Origin of the sequence: Dyella sp. LX-66 (genome assembly GCF_018599165.1) — a bacterium.
In the GTDB taxonomy this organism is placed as follows: domain Bacteria; phylum Pseudomonadota; class Gammaproteobacteria; order Xanthomonadales; family Rhodanobacteraceae; genus Dyella_D; species Dyella_D marensis.
The window spans coordinates 102223-116250 of sequence record NZ_JAHFVJ010000003.1; the positions used below are offsets into that span (position 1 = coordinate 102223).

The following is a 14028-nucleotide window of genomic DNA, read 5'->3' on the forward strand; positions in this document are numbered from 1 at the left end:
ACCTCAGCGCGTCTTCAGTTGGAGGCCGGGCGCCACCCGGCTCGCCCGCAGCGCCGGCAGGAAGCCGGCCAGCAGGCTGGTGGCGATCGCCAGCGCGAAGGTCAGCGCGAACATGCGCGCATCCAGATGCACCATATCGGCGAACGCCACCGGCTGGCGCCGCACCAGGCTCAGGCCCAGCAAGGTGAGCAGCAGGCCGCCCAGGCCGCCGATCAGGCCGATCATCCCGGCCTCGACCAGGCACTGCTGGAAGATCGCGCCGCGGCTTGCGCCCAGCGCGCGGCGCACGCCGATCTCGCCGCCGCGGCGCAGGAACTTGGCCAGCAGCAGGCCGATGGTGTTGAACAGGCAGATCGCCAGGAAACCGAAGGCCAGCCAGGCCTGCAGGCGCACATCGCTGGGCACCACGCCCTGGAAATCCAGCCATTCGACCAGGCTGCGCAGCCGCGTGTTCTGCGGACGGACGATGCGCCCCAGCGCCTGCTGCTGCGCCGTGTAGCCATCGAGGAAGCGGCGGAACGAGGCGACCTTGGCGGGGCTGTCCAGCTGCACCCACACGGCCAGCCACACGCAGGGCGCGTTCTGCAGATGCCCCGGCGACGGCGGCAGCTGCCAGCAGCTGTACTGGTAGAAGTTGCCGTCGTTGATCTCCAGCGCGCTGCTGAACGGGGTGAACACATCCTGCGGCTTGCCGTAGTAGTCCGCGGTCTTGCCGCCGGAGAAGCGCCCGCCGGCGATATTGTAGAAGCGCGGCGACGGCCGCCACGGCGCCAGCACGCCGACGATGCGCACGTCGGTGTCGCGCAGGCGCAAGGTGCGCCCGACGCTGTTGGCGCCGCCGAACAGCTTGTCGTTGAGGTCGGACGAAATAATCGCCACCCGCGAGCGCGCCGCATCGTCCTCCGCGCGCCAGGGGCCGCCGTAGCGGAACGGCACGTCGAACATGGCGAAGAAATCCGTGGTGGTCGACAGCATCGACGGCATCAGCGCCGGCAAGGTGCTGTCGGGCGCGCGCAGCTTCACCGGGCTGTCCACGATGATGGTCTGGCGGTCGCCCTGGTGGGCGCTCCACAGGTCCATCGCCGACTGGTACGTCATCACGTCCATCGGCTCGGTCTGCTTGCCGGGCTGCGGGTTGTCGTCGACCTGGGCGTAGAACAGCTTGTCGCTGCGCCCCGGCAGCGGATCGCCGGACAGCAGGTGCATCACCGTCAGCGTGGTCATGCTGGCGCCGATGCCGACGGCGATCGCCAGCACCATCAGCGCGGTCAGCACCTTGTTGCGCTTGAGACTGCGCAGGGCGAGATCGAGGTAGTAAGCGAACATCCTTCTCTCCTGGAAAGCGTCAGACCGAACGTGTCGCCACCACCGGCGGCACCGCCGCGGCGCGCATCGCCGGCCCCAGCACCGCGGCCTGCCCGATCAGCCACAGCGCCAGCGCGCCGATGGGGAAATACACCGCCGGCAAGCGCGGCAATTCGTAATGCACCATCAGGAACAGGTTGATGCCGTAGGCCAGCACCATGCCCAGCGCGATGCCGATGGTGGCGAGCAGGAAGTTCTCGGTCTGGAAGTAGCGCAGGATGTGCCCGCGCGTGGCGCCGAGCGCACGGCGCACGCCGATCTGCCGGCGCCGCTGCGCCACCCAGAAGCTGCCCAGGCCGACGATGCCCAGCGCGGTCACCACCAGCAGCGCGATGCACACGCCGATCAGCAGGCCGGTCATGGAGCGGTCGCCGTCGAAGAAATGCTGGCGCACTTCGTCCCAAGTGCGCTTCTGCCAGAAGATGCGGTGCGGGTTGTTTTTCTTCATCGCTGCGATCGCCGCGGCCAGCACGCGTTCGCGCTCGCCCGGCGCGGTGCGGATCAGGTATTGGTTATCTTCCACCTGCATCGGCACCATCATGCTGTACTGCGCCTCGGCGTCGTTCCAGATCGATGGGCGCACCAGGTTCTTCACCACGCCGACGATCTGCAGCGGCACTTCCGAACCCAGCCAGATCGTCTTGCCCAGCGCCGACTGGCCCGGGAACAGACGCTGCGCCATCGGTTCGGTGATCACCACCAGGCGCGGCAGGCCTTCGAGCTTGCCTTCCTTGAAGGCCTTGGAGGCCTCCTTGATGCTGACGTAGTCCTCCGGTTGCAGCAGGCGGCCGGCCACCAGCTGCACGCCGAGGGTCTGGCCGATGTTCTCGCCGAAGTAATTGGTGGCGTTGAGCGTGGGCTTGTTCTGCTTCGGATCCAGCTTGATGCCGCTGTTGTTGGACGAGCGGCCGAACGGAATCTGGTTGACCGAGGACACTTCGGTCACGCCGGGAATCGCGCGCAGCGCGGCCAGGTCGGTGAGCGTGCGCGCGTGTTCGTCGGGCTTGGCGCCGATCTCGGCCAGGGCGACCTGGATCAGCTCGTTCTCGGCCACGCCGCTGGGCATGTGGATGCGCTCGATGCGCTGGCTCACCAGGAACACCGCGTTGCACACGATGGCGCAGGTCAGCGCGATCTCCAGCACTACCAGCAGGGCCGTGGTCTTGTGCCGGCGCAGGGTCGACAGAATGGGTCGGATGGCCATGGCGTCTCCTTACTGGCTCTTCAGTTGCAGGGCGGGCGCGACCTGGCAGGCGCGCAATGCGGGCAGCAGGCCCGCCGCGACGCTGGAGCCGACCGCGAGCGCAAAGGTTGCCCCGAGCATGGCCAGGTCCAGCCGGGCCAGCGAGGCGTAGTCGGCCGGCTGCTGGCGCACCAGCCACAGGCCGAGGAAGGCCAGCACCAGTCCACACACGCCGCCGGCCAGGCCGACCACGCCGGCTTCGATCAGCAACTGCTTGAAAATCTCGCGCTTGGATGCGCCCAGCGCGCGGCGCACGCCGAGTTCGCCGGCACGGCGCAGGAACTTGGCCAGCATCAGGCCCACCGTATTGACCAGGCACACGACCAGGAAGCCGATCGCCAGCCAGCTCTGCAGGCGCACGTCGCTGGGCACCACTTTCTCCTGGTCCAGCCATTCCATGACGTTGCGCAGGCGCACGTTCACCGGACGCTGGAAACGGCCCAGGGTCTTCTGCTCGCGCGAGTAGTTCTCCAGGAAGGCCTTGTACGCCGGCGCATCGGAGGCGCTGGCCAGCTCCACCCAGAACTGCATCCACACGCAGGTGGCGTTTTCCATATGGTCGCCGTCGTTGCCGCCGCCGCGGCCCCAGCAGTCGGTGCTGCCGTTGCGCGGCAAGGTGAGGTCGCGCGAGGTGGACAGCGGCACGAACACTTCTTCCGACTCGGTGTAGTTGCCCATGTTGAGGTCGTAGAAGTGCGGGTTCAGGCGCCAGTCGTCGAGCACGCCGACCACGCGGAACGGCGTGTCCTTCAGGCGCACTACCTGGCCGCGGCTGTCCTTGCCGCCGAACAGTTTCTCGTTGAGCTTGCGCGTGATCACCGCCACGCGCGCCTTGCTGTCGTCGTCGGCCTCGTTCCAGCCCTGGCCGTACAGGAAGGGCGCGTCGAACATGGCGAAGAAATCCGCCGTGGTGTAGCGCGAGTCGCTGAAGAACGGCTCGACGTCGGCCTGCGCCGGCTGCACCGGCACGGCGCCGCCGGTCATCAGGGCCTGGCGCTTGGCGCGCTTGGCCTTGAGCAGGTTCATGCCGTCCACCCAGGTGAGCTGCTCCGGGGGCTCCTCGCCTTCGCGGTAGCCGTCCATGTCCTGCGGGTCGAGCTGCGGATAGAACAGCCGCGCGCTCTTGGACGGGATCGGGTCGCCCGACAGCACGTGCAGCACGGTCAGCGTGGTCATGCAGGCGCCGATGCCCAGCGCGATGGCGACCACCATCAGCGCGGTAAGCACCTTGTTACGCCGGAGACTGCGCAGCGCCAGCTCCAGGTAATACGTGAACATGCCCTCTCCCCTTTGCTTCCTTTAAGGAACCGCGCGCTCAGACCGAGCGCGTGGCCTCTACCGGCGATACCTTGGACGCGCGGATAGCCGGCGCCAGTACCGCCCCTTGTCCCAGCAACAGCAGCAGCAACACGCCGCTCAACACGTAGTCCATCGACAGCCGGTGCATCTCGAAGCGGGTGACCAGCCACAGGTTCATGGCGATCGCCAGCACCACGCCCAGGCCCACGCCGCCGACGCTGATCAGCAGGTTCTCGGTCATGAAGTACTGCAGGATGTCCTGCCGCGTGGCGCCGAGCGCGCGGCGCACGCCGATCTGGCGGCGGCGCTGGCCGACCCAGAAGCTGGTCAGGCCGACGATGCCGGCGGCGGTGATCGCCAGCAGCACCAGCGAGATCACACCCATCAGCACGGCCATGCCGCGGTCGCCTTCGTAGGCGCGCGCACGCACCTCGGCGAAGCTCAGCACGCCGTCGTGCTCGTCCAGCACGCGGCGCGGGTTGATCCGGTTCAGCGCCTCCGGCGTGGCGCGCATCGCCGCGTCGAGCTGGCCCGGCCTGGTGCGCACGATGTAGAAGCCGCCGGCCATGCTGATCAGGCGCTTGGGCAGGATCACCGCGCGGTAGGCGAACTTCGAAGCCCAGCGGGCCACGCTTTGCGCCTGCAGCAGGTCGACCACGCCGACGATGGTGGTCTGGTTGCCGGCGATATAGATGCTCTTGCCGACTGCCTGGCCATCGCCGAACAGCTTCTCTGCCAGCCCGCGCGTCACCACCACTACCGGAGCGGAGAGGCGGTCGCGCACGTCCATGCTGCCGACTTCTTCGCTGCGGAAATTGCGGCCGGCGATCAGCCGCAGGCCGAGCGTGTCGATGAAGTGTTCGTCGCCGAAATAGATGGTCGAGCCGGTGATGTCGGCCTGCTGGTCGGCGCGCAGGCGAATGCCGTCGTCCCAGCCGCCGCCGCGCAGCGGATACGAATTGCTGGGCGTGACGTCCTGCACGCCGGGGATCTGGCGCAGCGCGGCGAGGTCGGCGCGGGTATTGGCGTCGATCTGCTCGGTGCCGGCCTTGCCGGCCCACTCGTTGTTCACCACGTAGATATTGGCTTCGTCGATGCCGGTGGGCTCGGACAGGTGCGACACGCGCTGCTGGATGATGAACAGCGCGTTGCACACGATCGCCAGGGTGAGCGCGATCTGCATCGCGATCAGCACGGTGCCCGCCTTGTGGCGGCGCAGTGCGGTGAGGATAGGCTTGATTTCCATGGCTCTCCTCCGCGCCGTCAGTTGGACTTGAGCTGCCAGGCCGGCTGCACTTGCGCCGCCCGCCAGGTCGGATAGAACGCCGCCACCACCGTGGCGAACACCGCCACCAGCAGCGACAGCGCCACCAGCGAGAGATCCAGGTGCGCCAGGCGCGCGATCTGCGGCTGGAACACCAGCCCCACACCCAGCATGCCCACGCCGGTCAGCAGCACGCCGAGCGCACCGCCGGTCAGGCCGACCATGCCGGCCTCGGCCAGGAACTGCCGGTAGATGTCGCCGCGCGAGGCGCCGAGCGCGCGGCGCACGCCGATCTCGGAGGAGCGCCGCATGAACTTCGCCAGCAGCAGGCCGATGGTGTTGACCAGGCAGATGGCGAAGAAACCGAGCGCGATCACCAGCGAGATACGGCTTTCCGGCGGCACGGCGTGCTGGTAGTCCAGCCAGTCGTTCACGTCGCGCAGGCGCACGTTCGGCGCCCAGTCGAAGCGGCCGGCGCGGCGCATGTCTTGGGCATACGAGGTGAGGAACTGGCGATACGCCGCCACCTCGGCCGCGCTGTCCAGCTGCACCCAGGGGCTGATCCACACGCACTCGCCGCGCAGCCAGCCGTCGCGGCCGATACCGCGCTTGCCGTCGCTGCCGCAGTTGTTGTTGCCGTAGGTGTCGATACCGTGCTCCACCGCATAGTGGAACGGGATGTAGATCTGCGAGGGATCGGCGTAGGCATTGCCGCTGAACATGTCGAAGAAGCGCGGCTTGGGGTCCCAGTCGTCGGCCACGCCGACGATGCGGTAGGCCTGGTCGTCCAGCACGATCTCGCGGCCCACGCTGTTGGCGCCGCCGAACAGCTTCTGATTGAGCTTGCGGCCGATCACCACCACCGCCGAGCGCGCGTCGTCGTCCGCCGCGCTCCAGGCGCCGCCGTATACGAACGGCACGTCGAACATCGGGAAGAAATCCGCCAGCGTGGCATAGCCGATCGCCTTGAACGGCAGGTGGTTCTCCTGCTGCGCCATCACCGACAGGCCGACCTGGTACAGCACGGTCTGGTGCGTGGCGCGGTGCGCCTTCATCAGCGCCACCGCGTCGGTGTAGGTGAGCGCGTTCGGCGGCTCGCCCTCGTTGTTGTACTGCGGCCCGCGGTTGTCGATCAGCGGCACGAACAGCCGCGAGGACTTCTGCGGGATCGGATCGCCCGACACGGCGCGGAACACCGCGTAGGTGATCATCGAAGCCGCCACGCCGAAGCCGATCGCCATCACCATCAGTGCGGTGAGCACCGGGTTCTTGCGCAGGCTGCGCGTACCGAGCCGCAGGTTGTGGGCAAACATTCCGCTCATGGTTCTCTCTGCAGGGGAAGCTTCAGGAACCACGCGCTCACACGGAGCGCGTGGCCTCCACCGGCGGCACCTTGGCCGCGCGCATGGCCGGCGCCAGCACCGCGGCCTGGCCGAGCAGCAGCAGCGCCACCACGCCCACCGCCACGTAGGCGATCGACAAGCGCGCCATCTCGAACTGCGAGACCATCCACAGGTTCATGCCGATCGCCAGGCCGATGCCGATCACCACGCCGGCCGCGCCGATCATCAGGTTCTCGGTGAGGAAGTAGCTGAGGATGTCGCGCTTGGTCGCGCCCAGCGCGCGGCGCACGCCGATCTGCTTGCGGCGCTGGCCGACCCAGAAGCTGGTCAGGCCGACGATGCCGGCGGCGGTGATGGCCAGCAGGATCACGCAGATCACGCCCATCAGGATCGCCATGCCGCGGTCGTTCTTGTAGGCATCGCCGCGCACCTGCTCGAAGGTGCGCACGGCGCGGTCGCCGGAGATCACGCGCATGCGGTTGGTCTTGAGCAGGGTGGCCGGCGCGCTCTTCACCACATCGGCCAGCTGGCCCGGCTTGGCGCGGATCAGGTAGATGGTGTAGTTGCTGGTGAGCTGCACCGGCAACAGCGTGGCGTTGTCGTTGAAGTCGTCGGCCCAGGTGCCGTTCCACGGCACCTGCAGGCGCGCCACGATGCCGATGATGGTGCTGGGCGGAACGTCCTTGCCGTTGAGATACACCTGCTTGCCCAGCGCGTCGCCCTTCGGGAACAACTTGTCGGCCAGCGCCTTGGTGAGGATCACTTGCGCGGTGGACTTGATGTCCTTCGGATCGGCGCTGATCACTTCGTCGGGCGTGAAGTTGCGGCCGGCGATCAGCTGGGCGCCGTACACCGCCAACGCATGGTCGTCGACGAAGTACAGCGTGGTCTGCGCAGCCGGCTTGCCTTCGTTCTTCGGTGCCAGGTTGATGCCGGTCGACCAGCCGCCACCGCGCAGCGGGAAGGAGTTGGTGGCCATGGCGTCCTGCACGCCCGGGGTCTGGCGCAGCGCCAGCACGTCGGCCTTGATCAGCGGCGCGGTGTCCTTGCCTTCTACCGAGACCCAGCGGTTCTGGATCGCCAGCACGCTGTTCTCGTCCATGCCGGTGGGCCGCGAGACGCGCTCCACGCGCTGCTGGATGATGAACAGCGCGTTGCACACGATGGCCAGGGTGAGCGCGATCTGCATCGCGATCAGGATGGTGCCGGCCTTGTGGCGCTTCAGGGCGGCGAGGATGGGCTTGATCTGCAGCATGGTCGTCGCCTTGTGTTAGTTGGACTTGAGCTGCCAGGCCGGCTGCACCTGAGCGGCGCGCCAGGTCGGATAGAAGGCCGCGATCACCGTGGCCAGGATCGCCACCAGCAAGGTCAGCAGCACCAGCGGGATGTCGAGCTTGGCCAGGCGCGCCACCTGCGGATCGAAGATCAGCGAGATGCCGTACACGCCGACGCCGGTGAGCAGCAGGCCGAGCAAGCCGCCGGCCAGGCCGACCGCGCCCGCCTCCATCAGGAACTGCGCGTAGATCTCCTTGCGCGAGGCGCCCAGGGCGCGGCGCACACCGATCTCGGAGGAGCGGCGCAGGAACTTCGCCAGCAGCAGGCCGATGGTGTTGACCAGGCAGATCACCAGGAAGCCCAGCGCGACCAGCAGCGAGATCTTCGCTTCCGGCGGCACCACCTTCTGGAAGTCCAGCCACTCCACCACGTTGCGCAGGCGCGTGTTCGGGCCCCACTTGAAGCGGCCGGCGCGCTGCTGCTCGGCGGAGTAGCCGTTGAGATAGCTGCGGTAAGCGTCGGCGTCGGCCTTGGTTGGCAGCTCGGCCCAGAAACCCAGCCACACGCATTCGGAATGCAGCCAGTTGTCCCAGCCGACGCCGGGATCCTTGTTGCAGTTGTTGTTGCCGTTGGTGCTGACCTTCAGCTCGATCATGCGGGTGAACGGCACGAACAGCTGGGTCGGGTCGTCGAAGCCGCCGGTGTTGACCGCGTCGAAGAACAGCGGCTGCGGGTCCCAGTGGTCCATCACGCCGACGATGCGGTAGCTGCGGCCGTCGAGGTTGATCTCGCGGCCGACGCTGTTTTCGCCGCGGAACAGCTTCTCGTTGAGCTGCTGGCCGATCACCGCGACCTGGGCGTGCGCGTCGTCGTCGGCCTGGCTCCAGCCGCGGCCGTACTTGAACGGAATGTCGAACATCGGGAACGCATCGGCATACACGCCGTAAGTGTTCTCGCGGAACGGCAGCTGGCTGGCGTCGGCCGGCACAATGGACAGGCCCGCCGGATACAGCGCGGTCTGGCGCGCGGCCTTGTGGTCGCGCATCAGGCCGATGGCGTCGGTGTAGCTCATCGCGCGCGGCGGTTCGCCCTGGTTCTGCTGCGCGTCTTCCGGACCCCAGTTGTCGATCTGCGGCACATAGAGCTGCGAGGACTTCTGCGGAATGGGGTTGTTGGAGGTGGCGCGGAACACCGAGTAGGTGGTCATCGACGCCGCCACGCCGAAACCGATCGCCATCACCATCAGGGCGGTGAGCAACGGATTCTTGCGGAGACTGCGCAGGCCGAGCTGGAAGTAATAGGCGAACATGGAGGCGTCCGATGAGTGACTCAGTTTCCGATTCCGAATCCTTCTCCCCTCCGGGGAGAAGGTGCCGGCAGGCGGATGAGGGGCCGGGGCTTGCGGGAAAGGCACTACAGGGCGCGACACGCTTCAGGTAGCCGCTTCACCGCTCCGCCCGTCCCCTCACCCCAACCCCTCTCCCCGGCGGGGAGAGGGGCTTCAAAAGCTTTACGCCGGCGCGCCGGCGCGCGACTGGTGCTGGTGGAAGCGCGGGTCTTCCGCCAGATCCACCACCTGGCCGTCGATCACGTGCACGTTGCGCTGGGCGCGCGTGGCCAGTTCCGGATCGTGGGTGACCATCACGATGGTGGCGCCCTCGCGGTGGATTTCTTCCAGCAGCTCCATCACGCCGCGGGCCATCTGCGTATCGAGGTTGCCGGTCGGTTCGTCGGCGAGCAGCAGGCGCGGCGAGCCGGCCAGGGCGCGCGCGATCGCCACGCGCTGCTGCTGGCCGCCGGACAGTTCGGCCGGGTAGTGCTTGGCGCGCGAGGCCAGGCCCACGCGCTCCAGCGCGTCCATGATGCGCTGCTTGCGTTCCGGCGCCTTCATCCCGCGGTAGCGCAGCGGCACTTCGACGTTGTCGAACACGTTGAGGTCGGGGATCAGGTTGAAGGCCTGGAAGATGAAGCCGATCTTCTCGTTGCGGATCTTGGAGCGCGCGTTGTCATTGAGGTTGCTCACCTCCACGCCGTCCAGGTGGTATTCGCCGCCGGTGAAGGTTTCCAGCAGGCCCGCGATGGTGAGGAAGGTGGTCTTGCCGGAGCCGGACGGGCCGGTCACCGCGACAAACTCGCCTTCCTTCACGTCGATGTTGAAGTCGCGCAGCGCGTAGGTCTCCACCACTTCGGTGCGGTAGACCTTGGACAGGTGGGTCATCTTGAGCATGGTTGTTTCGTCCTTCGGTGATGGAGCAGTAGAGGGTCAGATCAACGGCTGATGGCGACGCGCGCCGCGTTCTTGAAGCTGTCGGTACCGGAGATCACGATGCGGTCGCCTTCCTTCAGGCCGTCCAGGATCTCCACCTTGTCGATGCTGCTGGCGCCGACGCGGATCGGGTGCTTCTCGGCGATGCCGTCGCGCACGATGTAGGCGTAGGCGCCGCCGGATTCGTCGACGAAGGAGCCGCGCTGCACAGCCAGCACGTTGTCGCGGCGGTCCAGCAGGATGCGCACGGACAGGCGCTGGTTCTGGCGCAGCTGCTTGGGCGTGTCGCCGTCGAAGCGCAGGCGGGCGGCCACTTCGCCGTTCACCACTTCGGGCGAAATGGCGCTGACCAGGCCCTTCCAGGTATTGCCGTTGCCGCTGATCTCGCCGCCCATGCCGATCCCCAGGTCGCGGGCGAAGCTTTCCGGCACCTTCATTTCCACTTCCAGCCGGCTCAGGTCGATCACGCTGAGCAGCTGCGCGTCCTTGGCCACGGTGGCGCGTTCGGCGATGAACAGCTGGCCCACCTGGCCGTCCACCGGCGACTTCACGTTGAGTTCGTCGACTTGGCGCTGCAGGTCCTTCACCAGCAGCACCTGGCGGTCGTGGGCGAGCTTCTTGGACTTGATGTCGAAGTCCAGGCTGGCGCCATCGTTGGAGAGGTCGGCCTTGGCGTGCTCGACGGTGATGCGCGCCTTTTCGACGTCGTCCTTGGCCTTGTCCACGTTCATGCTGGGCACGGCGCCCTGGGCGAAGGCTTTCTGGTAGCGCTGCAGGTCGCGCTGCGCGCTGGTCTGGTCGATCTGCGCGTTGTCGAAGGCCTTCTGCAGTTCGCCGCGCTTCTTCTTGGCGTCGATCTGCGAACGCAGGAAGTCGACTTCCATCGCGTCGGCCGCGCTCTGTTCCTGCGCCAGCTTGTTGGTGAGTTCGGGACTGACGATGGTGGCCAGCACCTGGCCCTGCTTCACCACGTCGCCGGCGTGCACCTTCAAGGTGACCGCGCCGCCAGAAGTGGCGTACAGCGTCGGGCTGACCGCCGCCACCACCTTGCCCTCGGCAGCGATGTCGCGCACGAACAGCCCGCGCTCGACCGTGCCGAAGGCAAGGCGCGAGCCGCTGACCGAGGCGTCGGCGGAGAACAGGCGGCTGGCCTGCGGCAGCACCAGGGCCAGCACGGCCACTGCGGCCACGCCGGCACCGATGAAGATGAGCCGGCGCTTGCGGCTCGGCTTGACCTCGACCAGGCGGTCTTGAGCGGAGGTATCGCGAATCATGATCGGTCCCTGGCCACGGACATGAGTGGCCCCTGGACCTGTATCAGCAAGCGCTATGCCAACTGCTCAGGCGATCGATTAAGGTTGTTTATCAGTGGGTTGGAGATGGCGTCCGCGGAAGGCAGGCTGTCCGCGGACAGATCGACGGACAGGCGGACAAGTGTCCGGACGCCGCGGACGGGCTACAGCGCCTCGGCGCGCAGCACTTCCTGGGCGATGTCGTGGCCGAGCGCGGAGAGTTGCGCGGCGTCCCTGCCGCCGAGCACGTCCATATTGCCCAGGCGCCGCTGCGTGAAATGCAGCAGGCGCGCACCCGCGGCGCGGAACGGCCGCTGCACGCGGCGGAACGCGGGAGCACCGGCCGGCACGGCGGCGGAAAGCAGCACGTCCCAGGCCAGGTAGTCGGTGTCCGGCAGCAGGTGCAGGCGGGCGCGCAGGCGGCCGGCGGCGTCCACGCATTCCAGCCATTCGCGCGGGCCGTCGGCGCCGATCACGCAGGAAGCGAGCAGCCATTGGGTGTGCAGCAACGGGGCGAGGTCTTCGCCTTCGGCCAGCCAGCCGCGCGCGGGGTGGTCGGGCGAAGCTTCGCCGCGCATCGGCAGATACAGCACGGTGCCGAGCAACGGCAGGCGCGCGGCCAGCGCGGCGGGCGCCACGTGCAGCCAGCGCGGCTGGCAGGACGGTGCCTGCGAATGCGGACAGACTGCGGCAAGGGTATGGGCCAGCCAGCCGAACATGGCGCGCTCCTGGAAAGAGGAGACCCGGCTGGCGCGCTGCGGGGAGGGCAACGCGGCGCTGGCGATAGGCCTGAAGGGAAAACCGGCGGGGCGCCGGACGTGCGGGCTTACTTGGTGAGGATCAGCTTGTCGTTGCGGGTGAGGCGCAGGTGGTACTCGCTGCCCTGGTGGGTGATCACCAGTTCGCGCTCGCCGGCCAGCAGGTTCTGGCTGGAGATGCGCCGCGCGCCGGGTTCCGGCGTCACCGCCTGGGGCTTCAGGCGCAGCAGGCCGAGCGGGCGCGACAGCAGGTCGGCGGGTGTGGGCAGTACGGCAGTGGTGGACATGAGCAGGCTCCGTGTTGGTCAGAGGCGGAGTTGATGATAATCGTTCTCATTTACCTGTCAACGGCCGAAGTGTGAACACGGCCGGGGCAGAACGCCGCGCCCTGCCCCGCGCCGCTCAGGCCACCGCCTGCTCGATCCGCGCCAGCACATCCGGCGTCAGCCGCGGCAGCAGGCGCAGCACGTCGAGGTTGTGCTCCAGCTGTTCCAGCCGGCTGGCGCCCAGCATCACTGTGGACACATGCGGATTGACCAGGCACCAGCCGATCGCCAGCTGCGCCTGGCTCACGCCGAGCTCGGTGGCGATCGGCGCCAGCCGCCGCACCTTGGCGATGCGCCCGCCGCCCTGTTCCAGCACTGCCTGGCGCAGCCATTCGTAGCCGGGCTGGGCCAGGCGCGCGTCGTTCGGCACGCCGTCGTTGTATTTGCCGGTGAGCAGGCCCGAGGCCAGCGGCGACCAGATCGTGGTGCCCATGCCGAAGTCGCGGTACAGCGGCGCGTATTCCTGCTCCACCCGCTCGCGGTGCAGCAGGTTGTATTCGGGCTGCTCCATGCTGGGCGCGTACATGTGGTTCTCGCGCGCCACGCGGTGCGCCTCGGCGATCAGCGCCGCCGGCCATTCGCTGGTGCCCCAGTAGAGCACCTTGCCCTGGCGCACCAGGGTGTCCATCGCGGCGACGGTTTCCTCCACCGGCGTATCCGGATCGGGGCGATGGCAGAAGTACAGGTCCAGGTGATCCACGCGCAGCCGCTGCAGCGCCTGGTGGCAGGCTTCGAGCACATGCTTGCGCGACAGCCCGCGCTGGGTCGGCGCGGGATTCGCCCGCGCGCCGAAGAACACCTTGCTCGACACGCAATAGCTGTCGCGCGGAAAGCGCAGATCCGCCAGCACGTCGCCCATCAGCGTCTCCGCCACGCCGTGGTTGTACACCTCGGCGTTGTCGAAGAAATTCACGCCGTGGTCGTGCGCCATCGCCAGCATGTCGCGCGCCAGCGAACGCCCCACCTGCTGGCCGAAGGTGACCCAGGCGCCGAAGGACAAGGCCGACAGCTGCAGGCCGCTTTTGCCGAGACGACGGTATTGCATGGGGAGCTCCTTCCAGGGAATGCGAACCGCACGAGCATGCCACCGCCCCGCGGCGCCTCCAAGCCCGCGGCGCTCGATGCCCCGCCGACACCCGCCATGCGATGATCCGCCCCTTCCCGGCAAGGAGCACGGCATGTGGCGCCATGAAGCAAGCATCGAGATCGCGGCCGCGCCCGCACGCATCTGGCAGCTGTTCGCCGACGTGCCCGGATGGAAGCGCTGGAACGCCGGCATCGCGTCGATCGAACTGCACGGTCCCTTCGCCGAAGGCACCAGCTTCACCATGCAGCCGCCGGGCATGGACGCCTTCACCAGCACGCTGATCGAGGTGCAGGAAAACCGCCTGTTCACCGACCAGACCATGCTCGACGAAGTCACCGTGGTGGTCTCGCACCGCATCGAGCCGCTCGATGCGGCGCGCTCGCGCGTCAGCTACGTCTCGGTGGTGACCGGGCCGGAGGCCGCGGAGATCGGCGCGGCCGTCACCGCCGATTTCGGCGACGTGCTGGCGGCGCTGAAGCAGCTCGCGGAAGCCTGAGCCGCATCCCTTTC

At 67.8% G+C, this 14028-nt stretch carries 13 protein-coding genes; 1 reads left to right on the forward strand and 12 read right to left on the reverse strand.

What is annotated here, in order from left to right; translation table 11 throughout:
• Window positions 1-3: 3 nt before the first annotated feature.
• From KK141_RS07070 to KK141_RS07125, 12 genes are all read right to left on the reverse strand, one after another.
• Window positions 4-1326 carry an ABC transporter permease gene (locus KK141_RS07070; protein ID WP_214569072.1) on the reverse strand — a complete coding sequence of 441 codons (1323 nt, stop codon included), beginning with the start codon at window positions 1324-1326 and terminating at the stop codon, window positions 4-6.
• Window positions 1327-1345: 19 nt separating this feature from the next.
• The gene (locus tag KK141_RS07075) at window positions 1346-2569 is read right to left on the reverse strand and encodes an FtsX-like permease family protein (protein WP_214569073.1); all 1224 of its coding nucleotides are present in this window, start codon (window positions 2567-2569) and stop codon (window positions 1346-1348) included.
• A 9-nt stretch (window positions 2570-2578) separates the two neighbouring features.
• The gene (locus KK141_RS07080) at window positions 2579-3886 is read right to left on the reverse strand and encodes an ABC transporter permease (RefSeq protein WP_214569074.1); all 1308 of its coding nucleotides are present in this window, start codon (window positions 3884-3886) and stop codon (window positions 2579-2581) included.
• Between the two features lie 37 nt (window positions 3887-3923).
• A complete protein-coding gene (locus KK141_RS07085; protein ID WP_214569075.1) occupies window positions 3924-5153 on the reverse strand; it encodes an FtsX-like permease family protein in 1230 nt (409 codons plus the stop codon).
• Window positions 5154-5170: 17 nt separating this feature from the next.
• On the reverse strand, window positions 5171-6484 hold the full coding sequence (locus KK141_RS07090) for an ABC transporter permease (RefSeq protein ID WP_214569439.1): 1314 nt from the start codon (window positions 6482-6484) through the stop codon (window positions 5171-5173).
• A gap of 46 nt (window positions 6485-6530) precedes the next feature.
• Window positions 6531-7769 (reverse strand): FtsX-like permease family protein, encoded by a 1239-nt coding sequence (locus KK141_RS07095; protein ID WP_214569076.1) that lies wholly within the window; start codon window positions 7767-7769, stop codon window positions 6531-6533.
• Window positions 7770-7784: 15 nt separating this feature from the next.
• On the reverse strand, window positions 7785-9098 hold the full coding sequence (locus tag KK141_RS07100) for an ABC transporter permease (protein WP_214569077.1): 1314 nt from the start codon (window positions 9096-9098) through the stop codon (window positions 7785-7787).
• Between the two features lie 201 nt (window positions 9099-9299).
• Window positions 9300-10016 carry an ABC transporter ATP-binding protein gene (locus KK141_RS07105; RefSeq protein WP_168648139.1) on the reverse strand — a complete coding sequence of 239 codons (717 nt, stop codon included), beginning with the start codon at window positions 10014-10016 and terminating at the stop codon, window positions 9300-9302.
• A 41-nt stretch (window positions 10017-10057) separates the two neighbouring features.
• Window positions 10058-11329: an HlyD family efflux transporter periplasmic adaptor subunit gene (locus KK141_RS07110; protein WP_214569078.1), complete on the reverse strand. Its 1272-nt coding sequence runs from the start codon at window positions 11327-11329 to the stop codon at window positions 10058-10060.
• 182 nt (window positions 11330-11511) lie between these two features.
• On the reverse strand, window positions 11512-12066 hold the full coding sequence (locus tag KK141_RS07115) for a hypothetical protein (RefSeq protein ID WP_214569079.1): 555 nt from the start codon (window positions 12064-12066) through the stop codon (window positions 11512-11514).
• A 107-nt stretch (window positions 12067-12173) separates the two neighbouring features.
• Window positions 12174-12392: a hemin uptake protein HemP gene (locus tag KK141_RS07120; protein ID WP_243867809.1), complete on the reverse strand. Its 219-nt coding sequence runs from the start codon at window positions 12390-12392 to the stop codon at window positions 12174-12176.
• Window positions 12393-12507: 115 nt separating this feature from the next.
• Window positions 12508-13476, reverse strand: coding sequence for an aldo/keto reductase (locus tag KK141_RS07125; RefSeq protein WP_214569080.1), 969 nt, complete (start codon window positions 13474-13476; stop codon window positions 12508-12510).
• A 133-nt stretch (window positions 13477-13609) separates the two neighbouring features.
• Here KK141_RS07125 and KK141_RS07130 point away from each other — a divergent pair, with 133 nt between their 5' ends.
• Complete coding sequence (locus tag KK141_RS07130) at window positions 13610-14014, forward strand: SRPBCC family protein (protein ID WP_214569081.1); 405 nt, start codon at window positions 13610-13612, stop codon at window positions 14012-14014.
• Window positions 14015-14028 lie beyond the last annotated feature (14 nt).

Coding starts and splice junctions, on each gene's coding strand:
- KK141_RS07130 (WP_214569081.1), top strand. CDS start 13,610: ATGTGGCGCCATGAAGCAAGCATCGAGATCGCGGCCGCGCCCGCACGC.
- KK141_RS07095 (WP_214569076.1), bottom strand. CDS start 7,769: ATGCTGCAGATCAAGCCCATCCTCGCCGCCCTGAAGCGCCACAAGGCC.
- KK141_RS07070 (WP_214569072.1), bottom strand. CDS start 1,326: ATGTTCGCTTACTACCTCGATCTCGCCCTGCGCAGTCTCAAGCGCAAC.
- KK141_RS07115 (WP_214569079.1), bottom strand. CDS start 12,066: ATGTTCGGCTGGCTGGCCCATACCCTTGCCGCAGTCTGTCCGCATTCG.
- KK141_RS07075 (WP_214569073.1), bottom strand. CDS start 2,569: ATGGCCATCCGACCCATTCTGTCGACCCTGCGCCGGCACAAGACCACG.
- KK141_RS07110 (WP_214569078.1), bottom strand. CDS start 11,329: ATGATTCGCGATACCTCCGCTCAAGACCGCCTGGTCGAGGTCAAGCCG.
- KK141_RS07100 (WP_214569077.1), bottom strand. CDS start 9,098: ATGTTCGCCTATTACTTCCAGCTCGGCCTGCGCAGTCTCCGCAAGAAT.
- KK141_RS07080 (WP_214569074.1), bottom strand. CDS start 3,886: ATGTTCACGTATTACCTGGAGCTGGCGCTGCGCAGTCTCCGGCGTAAC.
- KK141_RS07120 (WP_243867809.1), bottom strand. CDS start 12,392: ATGTCCACCACTGCCGTACTGCCCACACCCGCCGACCTGCTGTCGCGC.
- KK141_RS07125 (WP_214569080.1), bottom strand. CDS start 13,476: ATGCAATACCGTCGTCTCGGCAAAAGCGGCCTGCAGCTGTCGGCCTTG.
- KK141_RS07105 (WP_168648139.1), bottom strand. CDS start 10,016: ATGCTCAAGATGACCCACCTGTCCAAGGTCTACCGCACCGAAGTGGTG.
- KK141_RS07090 (WP_214569439.1), bottom strand. CDS start 6,484: ATGTTTGCCCACAACCTGCGGCTCGGTACGCGCAGCCTGCGCAAGAAC.
- KK141_RS07085 (WP_214569075.1), bottom strand. CDS start 5,153: ATGGAAATCAAGCCTATCCTCACCGCACTGCGCCGCCACAAGGCGGGC.